Genomic DNA, 17,671 nt, shown 5'->3' on the forward strand with positions numbered 1-17,671 from the left:
AAGAGTGGAGGCGCGGGATCAGGCCCGTGCCGACAGGCCTGCGCGCCGCGCCAGGATGCGCTCGATTGCGGAAAAACCATCATAAATCAGCACGGCAAGGGCCCCGACGATCAGGCCGCCCTGCAGAACGAAAGCAATATTGTTGGATTGCAGCCCGGCGATGATGACTTCGCCCAGCGTCTTTGCGGCCACCGTTGAGCCGATGGTTGCGGTGGCAAGGCTGATCACCACGGATAGCCGGATACCGGCCAGGATCACCGGCATGGCCAGCGGCAGCTCCACCTTGAACAGCCGCTGGCGATCCGTCATGCCGGAGCCGCGCGCTGCCTCCATCACCGAGGAGGGCAAGGTCGTTAGTCCCGTCAGCGTGTTTTCGAAGATCGGCAAAAGCCCGTAGAGAAACAGCGCCACCAGTGTTGGCTTCTCGCCAAAACCGAGGATCGGCACTGCCAGCGCCAATACGGCGACCGGCGGAAATGTCTGGCCGACATTCACCAGGCTGCGCGACAACGGCAGGAATTCCGCCCCGAAAGATCGCGTCACAAGGATGGCAAGTGTCACCGCAACGATAATGGCGCCGGTCGTGGCGATGGCGACGGTGCGCAGATGCAGGAGCGTCAGCGTCAGCAGGCTGCCCTGATTGTAGATCGCCGGCGCATTGTCCTGCACCAACGGTTTCAACAACGGATCAAACCAGCCCGGCGATACCAGAAAGGCGATCAGGACAGCCAGCAGCGCTGCGCGCAGAAGATGCGGGATCCATGTCCTCATTGCGGTTTTGCCGCCCGTCTGGTCAGCCCCTCAAGGGTTACCCTGCCAAGGATCGTCCCGTCCGAGGCTGCGACCGGCAATGCGGAGCGCCCGGTCCACAGCAGTTCGGAGAGCGCATCACGCTGGCTGATCGCTTCCGCCAATGGCTTTCCATCCGCAGTTCCCGGCTCGACGGCATCCCCTGCGGTTTCGATCGACAACAGGCGGAACGGCCGCTCGCTGGTGCCGATCAGCGTCTGGACGAATTCTGTCGCCGGATCTTTCACCAGTTCGGCGGGCTTACCATATTGAACAAGCGCGCCCTTATCCATCACGGCAATCTTGTGGGCGAGGTGAAAGGCCTCATCCATGTCATGCGTCACCAGCACGATCGTCGTGCCCAGCAGTCTCTGGATAGCCAGCAGGTCGGCCTGCGCCTTTGCCCGGATGATCGGATCGAGAGCGCCGAAGGGCTCGTCCATCAGGAGCACGTTCGGTTCGGCCGCCAAGGCCCGCGCCACGCCGACGCGTTGCTGCTGACCACCGGAAAGTTCATGCGGAAACCGGGCGGCGAACGCGGTCGGATCAAGCTGAAACAGCGTCAGCAGCTCCGTTACCTTGGCATCGATCCGCGCCTTGTCCCAGCCGAGTAGCACCGGCACGGTGGCAATGTTCTGCGCGACGGTGCGATGCGGAAACAGCCCATGTCCCTGGATGGCGTAGCCGATCCGGCGGCGCAGTTCGAAACCCGGCATCGAACGATTGTCCTCGCCATCCAGACGGATCGCTCCGGCGGTCGGCTCGACCAACCGGTTGATCATCCGCAGAAGCGTCGTCTTGCCTGAGCCGGAAGTGCCGACGATAACCGTCACGGTGCGCGGCTCGATCGTCATCGACACATTGTTGACGACCGTGTTGTCGTCGTAGCGTTTGGTGATCCCGTCGATTTCGATCATGCGGCCCTGCTTTGTTCTCGCTGAGGAGCGTTCATATCAATAAGCGCGTCGAGCACGATCGCCGCTGCGAAGGCCAGCACCACCGTCGGCACCGCGCCAAGCAGCACCAGATCCATCGCCGTCTGACCGATGCCCTGGAAGACGAACACGCCGAAACCGCCGCCGCCGATCAGTGCGGCAATCGTCGCAAGACCGATATTCTGCACCAGCACGATGCGAATGCCCGTGAGAATAACCGGCATTGCCAGCGGAAACTCGATACCGAACAGCCGCTGCCGACCCGTCATGCCGATGCCGCGCGCAGCCTCGTTTGCCTCGCGCGGCACGCCGGCAAGGCCAACCACGGTATTGGCGACCACAGGCAGCAGTGAATAGAGAAACAGTGCGACGAAGGCCGGCGCGGCTCCAATACCGCGAATACCGATGGCGGCAGCCCCCGGCACGTTGACGGCGATCCAGCCAAGCGGCGCGATGAGAATGCCAAACAGCGCGATCGACGGTATCGTCTGGATCAGGTTCAGCGTGTTGAGCACGCCCGCCCGCAACGGCGCCACCCGGTGACAAAGAATGCTAAGCGGCAGCCCGACCAGAACCGAGGCAAACAGCGACCCAAGCGCCAGCGTGACATGCCTTCCGGCCTCAAGCCAGAAAACATCGGCCCGGCCGGCATATTCCTTGAGTATAGACAGGCCATCCCACAGGCCCGACATCAGGATCGCCGCCGCCCCACCCAGCGTGATCGCCAGAAGCAGGACCCTGACCAGCGGCAAAGGCCGCAGCCGCGTGATCGAATCGGCAGCCAGCAGGGCGAAGGAAAACAACAGGATCCAGAAGCCGGAAGCCGGAGAAACCCGAGCATAGGTATTGGATGGCGGCGTCAGAAAAGTCGCAGCCATCCCGATGAATACGGCAATGGCAGCGAGCCCCGCTGCTGCGACAAACAGTCGAAGATGCGTCGGCGTTTTGAGAAGAACGATTAGCGCAGCACCGACCATCAGCCCCAGAAGCAGCAAACCTGCTACAGTAGGCAAGGCATCAAGAATGCCTTTCGCATCGCCCGGTACAATGCGGTTGGCGCGAAAGGTCGCAAACGGCGCGGCCACCACCGCGTAAGCGATCAGCAGCGCAATGACCACGCCGAGCTTGTCGAAGCGAATGCTCAAACTGCCATCCCCATCCCATTCAGGCCGGCTCCTTTTTCGGGAACCGGCCATTTTACGGCAGCCTATTTAAAATGGCTTATTTCAGAAAACCGTTCTTCCTCAAAAAGTCTTCAGCGACCGCCTTTGCCGGCTCGCCGCCAACCTGAATGCGGCCGTTCAGATCCTGCAAGGTCACCAGATCAAGCTTCTCGAACACAGGCTTCAGCAAGGTTTCGATTTCCGGATGGTCCTTCAGAACCGCCTCACGGATGATCGGCGCCGGCTGGTAAACAGGCTGCACCGACTTGTCGTCTTCCAGAACGACGAGGCCCGATGGTGCGATGCCGCCGTCCGTGCCGTAGACCATGGCGGCATTGGCACCATTCGTCTGGTTGGCCGCTGCCGAGATCGTCGCTGCGGTGTCGCCGCCCGAAAGCGTGATCAGCTGGTCCGACTTCAGCGTGAAGCTATAAGCGGTCTGAAACGCCGGCAGGGCTGCGGCAGAGTTGACGAATTCCGAGGAAGCCGCCAGCACCACAGTACCGCCGCCGGCAACATATTTGCCGAAATCGCTGAAGGTCTTGATGCTGCTGGCATCGGCCAGATCCTTTCGCACCGCGACGGCCCAGGTATTGTTGGCCGGCGACGGCGTCAGCCAGATGATCTTGTTGGCATCGTAGTCCAGCTTCTTGGCTTCGGTATACCCCTTGGCGGCATCCTTCCAGAGCGGATCGTCGGCCTTCTCGAAGAAGAACGCAGCGTTGCCGGTATATTCCGGATAGATATCGATCTCGCCCGCAGCGATCGCCGTGCGCACGACAGGTGTCGCGCCAAGCTGTACCCGATCGGTCGTCTCGATATTGTTGGCCTTGAGAACGGCCAGGATAATATTGCCGAGCACGCCGCCTTCGGTGTCGATCTTCGAGGACACGACGACCTGGGCATTGGCCGCAGCCGTGGAAACGAGCACGGCCAAAGCGGCCCCGATCAATGTTGTTTTCAGACGCACGATAGTTCTCCCTTGAAACTGTTCACATTTTCTCCCACGCCCGCCCGCATTCGTCGGGGCATAAACTGCCATATGTGGCGAGGATCGGAGAAAAATAGAGCGCAGAAAAGGGAATTTGCGCAGTCGGCGGATTGTTGATCTTGCGGAGGTTACGGCGACACAACGAAATGCAATATCTGCCATCGGGCTGGGCCGCAGAACGGCATTCCATATGAGCGTGATAATGTCATGAGGGAATGGCGGAGAGGGTGGGATTTGAACCCACGATACCCTTGCAGGTATGCCGCATTTCGAGTGCGGTGCGTTCGACCACTCTGCCACCTCTCCGGATATGCTGGTCGGCGCCGTTAGCGCGAGGCGGTTCATAGCGGCAGTTTTCGGCAATGACAATTTGTGTTTCCGGCACCGGCGATGTGGCCGAAGCGTGCCGTCTCAAGAAAGAGGAACACCTCGAAGCTTTGCAGCCGCAATCAGCCGCTCATGAACGCCACCGATCGCCGGCGAGATCATGTAGCCACGCTGCAAATCTCCGATCATCACCGATTGATCGCGAGGTGCGACCAGCCAATGCAGCCCAATCAGACCACAGAGCAATGCGTCAAGCTTGTCTTGATCGCTCTTGCTCGGCGTCTCGCGTCTCGCCGCAATCGAGCACCATTCATCCAGGTGCCGCAAAGAGGTTGATGAACCGAACCGACGGATTGCCTCAACGACTGCCTGCCAATCCGTGAGCTTGAAACGCTTGCGGTTGGCGGGGTTGTATTTCGGGGCCGCTAGCCGAGAACAAAAAGCGCGTTCGACAGCTGCGAGCGCCAAAGCCGGGAAGACTTCGAGCAGGAACGTGCCGCTCGGCGCAATTCGTGCCAGCTCAGGATCCTCTGCCGCACCCAAAGCCTGCTTGAAGGTCCAGATTGGTGCAGCGTCATCAAACATACCTATTTTCGCCCGGCTTGCAGGCTGGACGCCACCTCCGATCCATGAAATCAACGACCCCGCGACTTTGTCGACCGGGCGCGAGCCGGTAAGGTTCGGAACTATCGTCGGCTGATCGAGAGCTATCACACACTTTCGCGCTTCATCTTTCTCGTCTTTGATAACCGAGAGCGCTTCCGTAAACGAGGCAAGCTTAGGCGCAAGATGAAGATCGATGCCGCCATGATCCAGACGGATGACACATACTGCCCCGGGAGCTTTGGGATTGTCGGTCCACGCAGAATCAAACCCGATGATGGATGTTTTCGCATTCATAGCTTATGACGATACCGCTTGGGGAGAAATCAATGGGGATACCACTACAGTATAGCTTGGACATTCCGACACGCTGCCTTGCTCTGCTTGATGCATGTGAAAAACAGATTGCAGTAAACGAAGCGCATGCCCGTCGATATGGTGGGCCATTGGATACTACGCTTCTTATTGCGCTTGCATCTCAGATGATACTCTTACCGATCGAGCGCATTGTGAAACATCTGGGCGACCAGGTGGTAGGCTATACAGATGATCGCCAGCTATCGCCGAAAGTAAGCAAGGCTCTCCGGGAGAAGATCCGCGGACGAAGTCTCCGGGACAACGCGCGGCTCGCGGAATTCAGTTGGTCATTCATACCTAAGGCTGAAGTGTTCCCAACCTCAAAAGGGATCCCGGACGACGTAGCGGATTTATTGAACGGGGAGCCTTCTCACCAGGCCGCACAACGTATGTCCATGGATCAGTTCGTGTCCTGCTTGCGGAATTCGCTAGCGCACGGAGGCGTGATGTATCTCGACGGGGACGGATACACCTCGCGCTCGACTGCTGAGATGCTGCTTTTTGTCAGCGCCAGACAATCACGCCCTGAGCCGTTCGTTAATGAGAGCACCAGGAAAATTGTGGTCCCGCAGCCCGTCACCGAAGCGCTGCGGTTGTTGAGAATCTCGACCAAGGACTTCCGCAATTTCCTGTATGCCTGGAATGAATGGCTGGACGAAGCAGGGGTCTCACAGGAGATTGCCGCGTAATGTATTTTCGACTGCCTGCACAGATATTTGGATTTGAATGATGGCTACACTCACCCTCTCGCAGCTGGAAACCCATCTCTGGCGGGCGGCGGATATCCTGCGGGGATCGATCGATTCCGGCGATTACAAGCACTACATTTTCGGTCTCCTGTTCTTCAAGCGTCTCTCGGATGTCTGGGAGGAGGAGTATGAGGAGCGGCTGGCGCGCTATCATGATGCCGACCTGGCCGCTGATCCGGACGAGCACCGCTTCGATATTCCCAAGGGCCATTTCTGGAAGGATATGCGCAAGCACACGACCGATATTGGCACGCATCTAAACGCCGCCTTCCGCGCCATTGAAGACGCCAACATGAAGCTGCGCGGCGTCTTCCAGGATGTAGACTTCAACAACAAGGAACGCTTTCCGGATGCCATGCTGGAAAAGCTGCTCCAGCATTTCGAGACCTATCGCCTGCGCAACTCTGATGTCGAGCCGGATGTGCTGGGCCAGGCTTATGAATATCTGATCGCCCAATTTGCCGATGATGCCGGCAAGAAGGGTGGCGAGTTCTACACGCCGAAAATGGTCGTGCGGCTGATCGTCGAATGCCTGAAGCCGGAAGAAGGCATGTCGATCTATGACCCGACCTGCGGCTCGGGCGGCATGCTGCTGGAGGCCGTGCACCACCTGGAGCGGCAGGGTAAGAACCCGGAAAGCCTGTCGCTGTTCGGCCAGGAGCGAAACCTCAACACCTGGGCCATCTGCCAGATGAACCTGTTCCTGCATGATATCGACGACGCACAGGTGGCGCGCGGCGATACGCTGTTGGAGCCGAAGCACCTGACGGGCGACAGCGTGAAGGCGATCCGCACCTTTGACCGGGTGCTGGCCAACCCGCCGTTTTCGCTGAAAAGCTGGGGCCATGATGTCTGGTCGAAGGGTGATAGCTATGGCCGCGACCGTTATGGTTGCCCACCGAAGTCTTATGGCGACCTCGCCTTCGTGCAGCATATGGTGGCGAGCCTGAAAGAAGACGGCGTCTGCGGCGTGGTGCTGCCCCATGGCGTGCTGTTCCGCGGCGGCGCGGAGGGCAAGATCCGCGAGGGGCTGATCGAGCACGATCTGATCGAGGCGGTCATCGGTCTTGCACCCAACCTGTTTTATGGCGCTGCCATTCCGGCCTGCATCCTCATTCTGCGCAAACAGAAGCCTGCGGCGCGCAAGCGTCAGATCCTGATCGTCAATGGAACGGAACATAAGGTGGATGGCAAAAACCAGAATCATCTTTCGGATTCCAACGTGACGACCCTTGCCACGGCCTACAGCGATTTTGTCGATGTTGAGCGGCTGGCGCGGGTAGTGCCGTTTAGCGAGATCGAGGCGAATGACTTCAACCTCAATATCAGCCGCTATGTGCACCTGGGCGATGAGGCCGAAGAGCTCGATGTCGCGGCGGAGGTGGAAAAGCTACTCGAGCTTCAGGCCGAGCGGGATGCGGGGGAAGCGCGGATGATGGGCTTTCTGCGGGGGCTCGGTTATGTCGCGTGAGGTGCCTGAAGGGTGGCAGCTTGAGAAGCTTGGCTCGTTCGTAGAAGAATTCAAGGTGCTTGACAGTGCTGGCGACCTACCACCGCTTAGCGTCACAAAGAGCAGCGGGATTGTCTTCCAATCAGATAAATTCAACAAACGTATCGCGAACGCTTCATCCGGCAACTACAAGGTTATCAAGAACGGTGAATACTCCTATGACCCTATGTCTCTATACTATGGAGCGATTGGTAGGCTTAAGGTCTGTGATGTCGGAATTGTCAGTCCAGCTTACATAACGTTTCGCCTCCAGGGTGCCCTCGATACGATTTTTTTCGACCTCTACATCAAGACAAGGGACTTCCTGGTCCACGTTAACAAGGTGACTACAGGCGGGAACCAAGACGGCAAGCGCAAAAAAACTGATTGGAATTCTTTCTGCTCGTTACCTATTGCTCTCCCACCACTCCACGAGCAGCGCCGGATTGCAGAAATCCTGTCCAGCGTCGATGAGGCCATTGCGGCAACGCGGGCGGTGATCGAGCAGACCAGAAAGGTCAAGCAGGGCGTGCTGGAACGCCTGCTCACCAAAGGCATCGGCCACACGCGCTTCAAGCAGACAGAAATCGGGGAAATCCCGGAGGGGTGGGAGGTGCTGTGCCTTGAGGAGATTGCCGAAATTGATAGAGGCAAGTTCTCGGTCCGCCCCCGAAATGATCCTCGTTACTTTGGCGGCGATATTCCGTTTGTTCAAACTGGCGATGTGGTTTCCGCTGACGGTCGGCTTATCAAGCATTCGCAGACACTTAATCAGCTGGGCAGAGGCGTGAGTAAGGAATTTCCAACAGGAACAATTCTAATCACCATTGCTGCTAATATCGGCGACACAGCGATTACAACCTATCCCGTTTGCTGCCCTGACAGTGTGGTGGGGATCGTTCCGAACGACGGCATGAACGCAGACTGGTTAAGGGAGTATCTAGTGCTGCAGAAAGCGTCTTTGGACCGTCAAGCTACTCAAAATGCTCAGAAGAACATCAATCTTCAGCATCTAAGGCCACTACGGGTCCCCGTCCCGTCGCCGGATGAACAACAGCGCATAGGCAGGCGTGTCGAAGCATTGAACGGCGCTATAAGCAACAATTTCGAAAAGCTTGCGAACTTAATATCCCTCAAATCCGCCCTGATGTCCGATCTCCTCACCGGCCGCATGCGGGTCACCGACGCCCTGCCCATGGCAGCGGAGTAAGCGCGCCATGAGCCACGGCCCCGAATGGCATTTTGCCGAGCTCCCTACGATCGAGCATCTCAAGGCCATGGGCTATGGATTTGTGGCGCCGGCGGAGCATACCGCCCTGCGAGATGGCGAGAACCAGGTTCTGTTTCGCCCGCACCTCATTGACGCGCTGATGCGTATCAACGGGATCGACCGCGCGTCCGCCGAGGCCGCTTACGGGGAGCTTGCGGCTATCAGCGACAACGAGGCTTGGCTGAAGGTGCTGCGTGGCGATTACGCGCGCAAGGTGACCGGTCATGAGACGCGCCAGACGCTGCGAGTGATCGATTTTCTTGAGCCCGGCAACAACCAGTTTTCCGTTACACATCAGCTGCGTGTGAAAGCGGAGAACACGCGTAAGCCGGATGTGGTCGTCTACGTTAACGGCATCCCGCTGGTGGTCAGCGAGGCCAAAAGCCCGCTGAACGTCAAGGATAAGACCGGCGAGGCTTTCGAACAGATCAAGCAATATGAGCGGGACATTCCGCGCCTGTTCTTTTCCAATGTCTTCAATGTGGTCACCAATGGCGCGCTGGTGCTCTATGGCGCGACCGGCTCGGGATCGAAATATTACGCTGAGTGGCGCGATCCCTGGCCGAAGGTCGAGGCCGACTTTCCCGACACGCTCGCCAAGGGTCTCTGGTGTCTGTTGGAGCCCGGCCGCCTACTCGACCTGATCGCGCATTACGTGGTGTTTGAAAAGACCGAGACCGGCACGATCAAGAAAATCTGCCGCTACCAGCAGTTCCGCGCCGTCAACCGCATCGTGGACCGCGTCATCGAGGGCAAGCATCGCCAGGGACTGATCTGGCACACGCAGGGCAGCGGCAAATCGCTAACCATGGTGTTCGCAGCGCTGAAGCTGAAGACGCATCGGACGATCCAATCCGAGGCGCTGACCAATCCGAATATTGTTGTGCTGACCGACCGTGTAGACCTGCACAGCCAGATCAGCGGCACCTTCGTGGCCTGCGGCCTGCCAAACCCGACGGCTATCGATAGCATCAAGGACCTGCATGCACTCATTCGGAGCGGAAAGGACGGGCACACTGCCCTTTCCACCATTTTCAAGTTCCAGGGGTCGAAGGAGGCAATTGCCAATTCGGACAACTGGATCGTGATGGTGGACGAGGCGCACCGCACCCAGGAAAAGGATCTCGGCGCCTATCTGCGCGCGACGCTTCCCAACGCCCGCTTCTTCGGCTTTACCGGCACGCCGGTGAAGAAGGACGACAAGAACACCTACGAGAACTTCGGTGTGCCGGGCGAAGGCTATCTGGACAAATACGGCATCGACGACGCCGTGGCCGATGGCGCGACCGTGCCGATCTATTATACCGGCCGGAAAACCGACTGGCATATCGACGAGGCGAAGATCGACATTCTCTTCGACACCTGGTTTGCCGAACTGGATGACGACAAGCTGAACGAGATCAAGAAGCGCGGCCTGCAGATCGAGGATCTGGTCAAGCATCCGCGCCGAATCGAGCTGATCGCCTACGACATCTGGACGCATTTCAAGCAATATGCCCGGCCGGATGGTTTTAAGGCGCAGATCGTCGCCATCGATCGCGAGGCGGTGATCCTCTACAAGCAGGCGCTGACCAAGGTGATTGCAGAGGATCTGCAGGCCGAGGGTATGGAGCCCGCCGATGCGCTGGCATGGGCCGATGCCATGTCGGCCTGCGTCTATTCCATCAACCAGGACGACAGCAAGCCGAGCGAGGACGCCCACAAGCAGGAGATCCGCACCGAACTGAAGGCGCACTACCTGGATGCCGAGGCCGAAAAGCTGGCGAAGAAGGCCTTTGGCCGCAAAGGCGACGATCCGCAGTTCCTGATCGTCTGCGACAAGCTTTTGACCGGCTTCGACTGCCCGATTGAAAGCGTGATGTATCTCGACAAGCCGCTGAAGGAGCACGGCCTTCTGCAGGCGATCGCCCGCACCAACCGCGTGTCCGACGCCAGGAAGCGCAACGGGCTGATCGTCGACTATATCGGCGTCTCCGGCCATCTAGAGGCCGCGCTGTCATCCTATCGCGCCGATGACGTGAAGAACGCCATGCGCGATCTCGACGATTTGCGCAATCAATTGCGAGCCGCGCATTCTGCCGTTGCCGCGCTGATGAAGCCGCTGAAACGCAATGCGAGCGACATGGACGGGCTGAAAGCGGAATATGATGCCTTCGTGAAGCTGCTCGGCACTGAGGACAAGTGGTTCGACTTCAAGGCCAAGGCGCGCAGCTTCATCGCGCTCTACGAGACGCTGAGCCCGGACCCGAGCGTTCTGGAGTTCACCACCGACCTGAAATGGGTCGCGAACTTCCTGCTCTATGGAACCCAGCATTTCGAGAAGCGCCAGGCTTTCGATCAGATGAACTACAGCGAGAAGATCCGCGAGATGCTGGAGAAGCATCTTGAAGCGACGGGGCTGAGCGTCACGATCAAGCTGCGCCACATCACCGATCCGGACTTCTGGGAAGATTTCGATCCCGCCGGAAAAACCGAAGAAGACCTGATGACGGCCGCCATCCGCAAGACGACAGAGCTGCGCAAGACCGTGACCGAGCGGATCGACGACAGCCCGCATCAATACGGCAAATTCTCCGAGCGCCTTCGCCAGCTCTTGGAAAAGCTCGAAAACGCGCAGCTCTCCTGGTCGGAGAAGCTGAAGGCAGCGGAAGAGCTGGCGAAGGACATCACCGCTGAGGATGCCGCCCATGTCGAGGCGGGTCTTTCTCCCGGCGCCTATGGCATTCTGCAGATCCTCAACGGCTTCACTTCGGGACCGGAGGGCGAGGATCTAGCGATCCGGCTGGAAGGACTCTACACCGATCCGTTGACCGCGCCCTCAGGCTGGTGGCAGAAGGATGGCTTGCGCAAAAGCCTACGGCAGCAGGTTCGCTCCATGGCGCATCTTGCCGGCCTGACGCAGCTCAGGGAGATCCCGGAAGAAGTCGAGACCTACGCGCTCAAGCATTTCGCGGGGCAGTGACATGGCCGTCTATCGCATCGGCAGCCGCGAGATCGAATACACGCTGCGCCGATCGCTTAAGGCCCGCAAAGCGAGCCTCAGCGTCACGCCAAAATCCTTCGAACTGCTGGTGCCGGAGAGCGCCACCGACGAGCAGATCAGCGCCGTGCTGGACCGCCGGCGCGCCTGGATCATCGAGACCGTGCAGCACATGGCCGAGCGTGCCAAAGCCCAGACGCGCGTCTACCAGTTTGTGACCGGCGCCAAGATCCCCTATCGCGGCCGGATGACGAGGCTCTCCATCGAACCCTTCGACGGCTCCCTGGTCGAGGTCAGCTTCCGTAACGGTTTCCAGATCCGCAAACCCTCTGACCTATCGCCGGAGTCATCCGACACCATCATCGAGAGCGCTCTCCGGCTCTGGCTGAAGCGCCGCATGCGTGACGACGCCCGCGAGTTTGTCCGCCGGCATGGCGAGCGCCACGGATTGAAGCCGCGCGGCGTCCAGATCAAGGACCAGAAGCACATGTGGGGCAGCTGCGGCCAGGACCGCCAGATCAATCTCAACTGGCACCTGATCTTCGCACCCAAGCCCGTGCTGGAATACGCAGTCGTCCACGAGATGTGCCACCTGAAGCACCGCAATCACGAGCCAGAGTTCTGGGATCTGGTCGGGCGAGTGCTGCCAGATTGGGAGGTGCGAAAGGTCTGGCTCGACAAGAACGAGCATTTGCTGGGGTGGGAAAAGGTATGACTCGAGGATGCGCGCTGGCTGGCACCGCACGCTGAGACATTGCTTCACAGCTCACGACGTGAGAAACGCGCCAGCGAGTCAACCTGGCTGATTGGCGACGATGCGCAACGAAGCATCTTTCGCCAGACCGCTGTCATAATGAGCCGATAGGCTCAGGCCTTTCGTTTAGAGAGGGCTAAAATGAATTTCACGCGTAGACAAATCTACGACATGGTTTGGTCAAAACCTCTGAGCAAAATCGCCGTTGAGCTTGGTCTTTCGGATCAAGGCTTGGCGAAAGCGTGTCGTCGTTTCGACGTTCCGGTGCCTCCCTTAGGATACTGGCAGAAGCTCGCGCATGGAAAGGCCGTCGAACATCCGGATTTGCCGAGGGACCAGCTCGCGGATGATGTTGTAGTGTCGGTCGTTCCAGGCGTGAAAATGCGACCTAAGCAGGAAAAGTCCACGGCTGCGAGTCTTGACAAGCGTCTATCGCTCAATTCTGCGCTACCAACGCCGTCGCATAGACATCCCCTGGTTTCAGCCATCGAGAAAAAATTCAGCAAAGCAAAGGTGGCGAACGAATTCACAAACGTCACCGTCACCCCCTTCAAAATCACCGCGTCGCCGTTGACCACTGAACGGGTTACATCCTTGATCGGCCAGTTGCTCAACGCATTCGAAGTTGAGGGGTGGATTCTGCAAAAGCGTGAAGCAGATGCCTGGCAACTTCTGGTGAACGAAGAGGAGATCACCATCACGATTACTGAAGGCACGACGCGAGTGCCATATACACCCACGAGGGCTGAGCTCCGGGACGCACAAATGTTCTCATGGAAGACCATTCCCGAGTTCGATCTTGCTCCATCCGGCGAGATAAAGTTCACAATAGCAAATGCGTCCTACCTAGGCATTAGAATGAACTGGGCTGACGGCAAAAAGCAAAAGATGGAAACAATCTTGCCCAGTTTCATCGAGGGCATCGCGACTGCCGGGGCAGCGTTGCATGCTCGGCGTCTTGAACGAGAGGAGCGGGCCAGACAGCAGAAGCTTTGGGAGGTGCAAGAGGCCGAACGTCGGCGGCGAGAGCAAATTCAGTCGGCTCGGTGGGGCGATCTGAAACAGCAGGCCCTGAAGCACCAGGAAGCCGAGGCGCTACGAAACTACATTATGGCGGTTCGCTCGAAGTTGGGGGAGCTCTCAGAGAAGGATCGAACAGAAGTTCAGGCATGGATCGATTGGGCTGAGCACTCCATCCAAAATCTTGACCCGCTCGAGAAAGGTATGCCTTCGATGATGTCGGACGATAACGCCTACCAGAACGCTTGGCGCTATCGCGGATAGCAAGCCATTGACTCATGAAAGCTCTCTGGCTCGCTTCGAGCATCCGACACTGCTTTACAGCGTCCGATATTACAAACGCGTCAGCGAGTCAGCCTGGCGATTTTCGAAAGATCACGAATTCAATGGCGTCGAGCGCTATCGGCTACGTTAGCGGAGCTAGGCCGGAGCGTGCACTCCGCAAAATCCTGTTCAACGTTTTAGGATGGACGCCGTAGAATGACGCAGCAGTCGTGACCGACTCGCTTCCTCCGTCGACTGATCGAAGTGCTTGATCAATCTGCTCGGACGACATTGATGGCCTACGTCCGATCTGAACACCTCTGGCCTTCGCTGCAAGCATTCCCGCCTTGGTGCGCTCGCTGATGATTGCCCGCTCGAATTCAGCCATGGCGCCCATCATGTGGAAGAGAAGGCGGCCGCCAGAGGTTGAGGTGTCCATCGCCTCCGTCAGAGATCGAAACTCACATCGGCGCGCTGACAGCCGATTGACGGTAGCAATCAGGTCCATCAAGGAGCGGCCTAGCCTGTCCAATCGCCACACAACCAACATGTCGCCTGCTTCGAGATGACGGATTGCTTTCTTCAGTCCAGGACGCTGAAAGTCCGCACCGGAAATACCCTGATCACTGAATATCTCGCCACAACCACTCTCTCTCAACGCAGTCAGCTGCATGTCGAGATTCTGTTCAACGGTTGAGACGCGGGCATATCCGATGCGCTTCACCTCATGGTCCTACTCTAAGCTCCATCGGGCGCCATCGCCCGCTAAGCGATTGACATAAAGGAACCTTTTCGCGCTGTCGGGATTAAAATGGCGAAGCGCCGCAAACCCCAACCACGCAGCGGTTGCCGGTCGACGTCCTCACCTTCCCGTTGTATCGGACAACGGTTCCCTTTCGCTCCCTCGGTGCCCCAACGTAAAGGACTGAACTTGGAGCTGCTTCTGATCGTCGGACTGACCAGTGTTGTGTGCGGAGGTGGGTGCGCAATTATCGCGTCGAACAAGAAGCGCGATCCTCTCGGCTGGTTCGTCCTGGGCTTCCTTTTCAACCTCGTCGCGCTGATCGTGATAGCTGTGCTGACGCCGGCGGATGAATCAGCGAGAGATTCGCGACGGAATAACCTTGGTTCAGACGAGCCGCACGATAAAGAGGAATTGCGAAAGAAGGCTGCCGAGCTTGCCTCCTCCCTCGCGCAGTCGAAGGCTAAACTGGCCGGTTAGCAGTGGCCAACCAATCGCTGCAGGCGCAGTGGTCAGAGATGCTCTACCAGCGTCAAGACCCGCTCTAGCTCTATCTCACGATCGGCGATCGGTAGAGTGGTGGTTCTTTTAACTGTGGCGTCGATCATATCCATAGGCGGGTTCGCGGCTTGATATGGTGACGGGTCGCTCGTCCGGCACTGCTCCCATTCGCCGTCATCGCCGATCCGGTAGTAAATGTAGCTTTCGCTTGGCACGGTCATTGCGCGGCTCTACTTTTCAGTTCTGCGCCCTGGCTTGCAGCTTTTTCAGCTCGCCGGCGTCGCTTCGACTCGGCGTCTTGCTGACGTTTCCGGCTACTCTTCTCGGCTTCGGTCATTTCGGAGCGGTCGAGGTAGCCTCTTGTGGTGCTCGCGTCCTTGCCAACACGACGACGACTACCTTCCCGATGGAGTCGCTTGTCACGCTCGAGTTCGGTTTCGCCCACAATTAGCGGATGCTTTTGGTATGGACGGACGCTTCGACCTTCAGCGGCTCGCTCATTGGCATAATCCTTCCGGGCCTGGATACGCAGGGCGTCATAGTAAGGGCCTTGATTGTCCTTTAGGTCTTGCTTGATGTCGACTAACTTGGCTGCGATTCTCTGTCGCTGCGTGTTGGACATCGATGGGCGCCTGGGCATGAGCACCTGGGACGGGCTTTCATCGATCGTAGCGAGGAGTTCGTCGAGCTGAAATGCGACGCCGGTCGGTAACCGAATTTCATCACCGGCTTTCATTCCGCCGCTATGGTAATCAACTAGATTACAGAAGGTTCTTCGACTCCGGTCGTCATCGGTCTCACTCAACGTCACGTATGGCATCCTTTTGCTAGCCGGTCTGCGCATAGATAGTCAGCTTGAGGTCCGGATGCGTGATCTTTTTAAAATTGCGGTGATTTGTCCGAAAACTTGCCGTTTTCCCTATGTGGCATTTGATATATGTAATCTGTAGATATATCTAATATGTTGGAAGAACATCAAAAATTCAGACACAATGAAGCTGGCCATACTCGCTTCGCTCGTCTGCGCGCCCTTCGGGCTTTCCAGCCGCCTTCGGCGTCCGACAAGATTAAGCGCACTCCGGCGTGATTTAGTTTTCTCGTAGAAAGGCACGCCTCACCTTGTGCTATTGCTACTAAACGCCCTCTCCGGCGAGAGGGTGATAAGCAGCATGTTCAGGTTGACTCGAGGATCGTCACCGGTGCGCTCCGTGGACGTTCCGCGAGTTCCGCTATGGCCAGACGACGGACGCAGCCAGTGGGCGGCTATGAAGCGGCCGACTAGGTGGCTGAACAGGCAAACAACTGCACCTCGTCAGCTCCCTCTCGATCCGGTCCGTCTCCCTTCTGAGTAGTCTATGCTCTTACAAACTACTTACTATGAAGGGAGCCGGCGATCTCTGTCCGGACCTTTTTTTTCAAGCGTCCCGCAAAGAATCGACGGCGGAGTCGGGTTCACCACTCCGGCACGTTCTGCTGCGCCCTGACCAGAACATTGGGTAGTCCGTCGTCAAATTCGAAGCCGAAGAAGAGTCCCGCGCTCCTTCTCGCGACCGGCCTGAGTGTTGATGGTAGTGCCAATCATTCCGGCACCGCACGCAATCACAGTCGCCACCGAGTTGATTTCTGTCAAAAAATATCAACCTGCCGCTAGCCAGCAGTCCCCAACGCGTCGCTATGGGCACTCCGTCACATGTCAGCTCAACTATCTCTCATCCACTGGCTGGCCGAGGTTTCGTGCGATCCGAAGCATGAGTGGTATGTCTTTGGTCGAGCGCGGTTCCGTGCTATCAATGCGCGGTTCATACGACGATACTCACAGGTTGCAGCTGACCCTACCTGACGGGCGATGGCCTTGCATGTCGCACGCTCAAGAGAACGCTTAGTCATGTTGACAGATTGGGAAAATTTAAATCCAGCATCGCTTTGTCAACATAGCGTAAACTTACGTCAACATCAGAGCCCTTGATTACATGGCCATTAGACAAAACCCGGCACTTTATGTTGACGGTCTGTCAACATCTGTCAACTTAAGCAATTGCTAATGCTGCGCGCCGGGACGTTCTTTTCTCACGTCCCAGTTGTGCCGGGCACCTACAAGGATGGGTAGTCTGGTTGGAAAATTGCTCAGCCAACAGACGGCATCATGCTCAGCGTGGCGTGTTTTCTCTAGGACTTCGACTTATCCCAAGCGACCCACAAGATCGTCTGCACTTAGGTGTGTGTATCGCTTCAGCATCCGAAGCTCCTTATGACCCGAGATGCTGCTGACCTCGATCACATTGAGCCCGCGCTCGAATAGACGACTGACACTCTCATGGCGTAGATCATGAAAGCGCAAACCTTTGATCCCGGCACGTATCAAAAGACGGCGCCAGACCTGTTCAAGCGAACCAGCGTTCATTGGGAAAACCTGGAGCTCATCGGCGTTGGCGCGGGCCTTCCATTCGGTCAGCGCGTCGAATGCTCGCTGTGACAGCGGCACTTCGCGTCCAGACCCGTTCTTCGTCATCGTCAGCGTGACCACACGACGGTTATGAGAGATATCGCTCCACTGTAAACCAAGGATCTCGCCACGGCGCATCCCAGTCTCGATTGCCAGAATGAGCAACGTCTTGAAGGTAAGCGTCCGGCGAGCGGATTTTTCGTATCGCGACCTTTGAGTTAGCGGTCTAGCGCTTTGTCTCGTCGGCCATCACGCGCTCGATCATTTCAGGATCGCATTGCTCGTCAATGAGAA

General features: G+C 57.8%; 15 protein-coding genes, 1 tRNA gene and 1 pseudogene. 7 read left to right on the forward strand and 10 right to left on the reverse strand.

Going from position 1 to position 17,671, the window contains the following annotated elements:
- Window positions 1–18 precede the first annotated feature (18 nt).
- The 6 genes from ACP7E0_RS15070 to ACP7E0_RS15095 all read right to left on the reverse strand — a co-directional run bounded on the left by ACP7E0_RS15070 (window position 19) and on the right by ACP7E0_RS15095 (window position 5,105).
- Window positions 19–771, reverse strand: coding sequence for an ABC transporter permease (locus ACP7E0_RS15070; protein WP_426125836.1), 753 nt, complete (start codon window positions 769–771; stop codon window positions 19–21).
- Entirely contained in the window at window positions 768–1,706 is a 939-nt protein-coding gene (locus tag ACP7E0_RS15075; protein ID WP_426125837.1) for an ABC transporter ATP-binding protein, read from the reverse strand. The genes ACP7E0_RS15070 and ACP7E0_RS15075 overlap by 4 nt, the downstream gene beginning before the upstream one ends.
- Window positions 1,703–2,920: an ABC transporter permease gene (locus tag ACP7E0_RS15080; RefSeq protein WP_426125838.1), complete on the reverse strand. Its 1,218-nt coding sequence runs from the start codon at window positions 2,918–2,920 to the stop codon at window positions 1,703–1,705. Before ACP7E0_RS15080 ends, ACP7E0_RS15075 begins: the two co-directional genes overlap by 4 nt.
- A 25-nt stretch (window positions 2,921–2,945) precedes the next feature.
- Complete coding sequence (gene osmF, locus ACP7E0_RS15085; protein WP_426125839.1) at window positions 2,946–3,857, reverse strand: glycine betaine ABC transporter substrate-binding protein OsmF; 912 nt, start codon at window positions 3,855–3,857, stop codon at window positions 2,946–2,948.
- Window positions 3,858–4,094: 237 nt separating this feature from the next.
- Window positions 4,095–4,184: transfer RNA gene (locus ACP7E0_RS15090), tRNA-Ser, on the reverse strand.
- 105 nt (window positions 4,185–4,289) lie between these two features.
- A complete protein-coding gene (locus tag ACP7E0_RS15095) occupies window positions 4,290–5,105 on the reverse strand; it encodes a DUF429 domain-containing protein (RefSeq protein ID WP_426125840.1) in 816 nt (271 codons plus the stop codon).
- A gap of 32 nt (window positions 5,106–5,137) precedes the next feature.
- On the opposite strand from ACP7E0_RS15095, the gene ACP7E0_RS15100 reads away from it, so the two are divergent.
- From ACP7E0_RS15100 to ACP7E0_RS15125, 6 genes are all read left to right on the forward strand, one after another.
- Window positions 5,138–5,854: a hypothetical protein gene (locus ACP7E0_RS15100; protein WP_426125841.1), complete on the forward strand. Its 717-nt coding sequence runs from the start codon at window positions 5,138–5,140 to the stop codon at window positions 5,852–5,854.
- A 40-nt stretch (window positions 5,855–5,894) separates the two neighbouring features.
- The gene (locus ACP7E0_RS15105) at window positions 5,895–7,385 is read left to right on the forward strand and encodes a type I restriction-modification system subunit M (RefSeq protein ID WP_426125869.1); all 1,491 of its coding nucleotides are present in this window, start codon (window positions 5,895–5,897) and stop codon (window positions 7,383–7,385) included.
- A complete protein-coding gene (locus ACP7E0_RS15110; protein WP_426125842.1) occupies window positions 7,375–8,613 on the forward strand; it encodes a restriction endonuclease subunit S in 1,239 nt (412 codons plus the stop codon). The genes ACP7E0_RS15105 and ACP7E0_RS15110 overlap by 11 nt, the downstream gene beginning before the upstream one ends.
- A gap of 7 nt (window positions 8,614–8,620) precedes the next feature.
- Window positions 8,621–11,635 carry a type I restriction endonuclease subunit R gene (locus ACP7E0_RS15115; protein WP_426125843.1) on the forward strand — a complete coding sequence of 1,005 codons (3,015 nt, stop codon included), beginning with the start codon at window positions 8,621–8,623 and terminating at the stop codon, window positions 11,633–11,635.
- A gap of 1 nt (window position 11,636) precedes the next feature.
- Window positions 11,637–12,368 carry a M48 family metallopeptidase gene (locus ACP7E0_RS15120; protein ID WP_426125844.1) on the forward strand — a complete coding sequence of 244 codons (732 nt, stop codon included), beginning with the start codon at window positions 11,637–11,639 and terminating at the stop codon, window positions 12,366–12,368.
- Between the two features lie 180 nt (window positions 12,369–12,548).
- The gene (locus ACP7E0_RS15125) at window positions 12,549–13,691 is read left to right on the forward strand and encodes a hypothetical protein (protein ID WP_426125845.1); all 1,143 of its coding nucleotides are present in this window, start codon (window positions 12,549–12,551) and stop codon (window positions 13,689–13,691) included.
- A gap of 142 nt (window positions 13,692–13,833) precedes the next feature.
- Here ACP7E0_RS15125 and ACP7E0_RS15130 read toward each other — a convergent pair whose 3' ends face one another.
- On the reverse strand, window positions 13,834–14,415 hold the full coding sequence (locus ACP7E0_RS15130) for a recombinase family protein (RefSeq protein ID WP_426125846.1): 582 nt from the start codon (window positions 14,413–14,415) through the stop codon (window positions 13,834–13,836).
- 207 nt (window positions 14,416–14,622) lie between these two features.
- On the opposite strand from ACP7E0_RS15130, the gene ACP7E0_RS15135 reads away from it, so the two are divergent.
- On the forward strand, window positions 14,623–14,913 hold the full coding sequence (locus ACP7E0_RS15135; protein WP_426125847.1) for a hypothetical protein: 291 nt from the start codon (window positions 14,623–14,625) through the stop codon (window positions 14,911–14,913).
- Window positions 14,914–14,945: 32 nt separating this feature from the next.
- On the opposite strand, the gene ACP7E0_RS15140 is transcribed toward ACP7E0_RS15135, so the two are convergent.
- The 3 genes and pseudogenes from ACP7E0_RS15140 to ACP7E0_RS15150 form a co-directional block, all read right to left on the reverse strand.
- The gene (locus ACP7E0_RS15140) at window positions 14,946–15,155 is read right to left on the reverse strand and encodes a hypothetical protein (RefSeq protein ID WP_426125849.1); all 210 of its coding nucleotides are present in this window, start codon (window positions 15,153–15,155) and stop codon (window positions 14,946–14,948) included.
- On the reverse strand, window positions 15,152–15,670 hold the full coding sequence (locus ACP7E0_RS15145) for a hypothetical protein (RefSeq protein WP_426125850.1): 519 nt from the start codon (window positions 15,668–15,670) through the stop codon (window positions 15,152–15,154). The genes ACP7E0_RS15140 and ACP7E0_RS15145 overlap by 4 nt, the downstream gene beginning before the upstream one ends.
- Window positions 15,671–17,113: 1,443 nt before the next feature.
- Window positions 17,114–17,551, reverse strand: a pseudogene (locus ACP7E0_RS15150) (site-specific integrase); the annotation flags it as partial.
- Window positions 17,552–17,671 lie beyond the last annotated feature (120 nt).

Origin of the sequence: Pararhizobium sp. PWRC1-1 (assembly GCF_049897905.1) — a bacterium.
Classification (GTDB): Bacteria; Pseudomonadota; Alphaproteobacteria; order Rhizobiales; family Rhizobiaceae; genus Pararhizobium.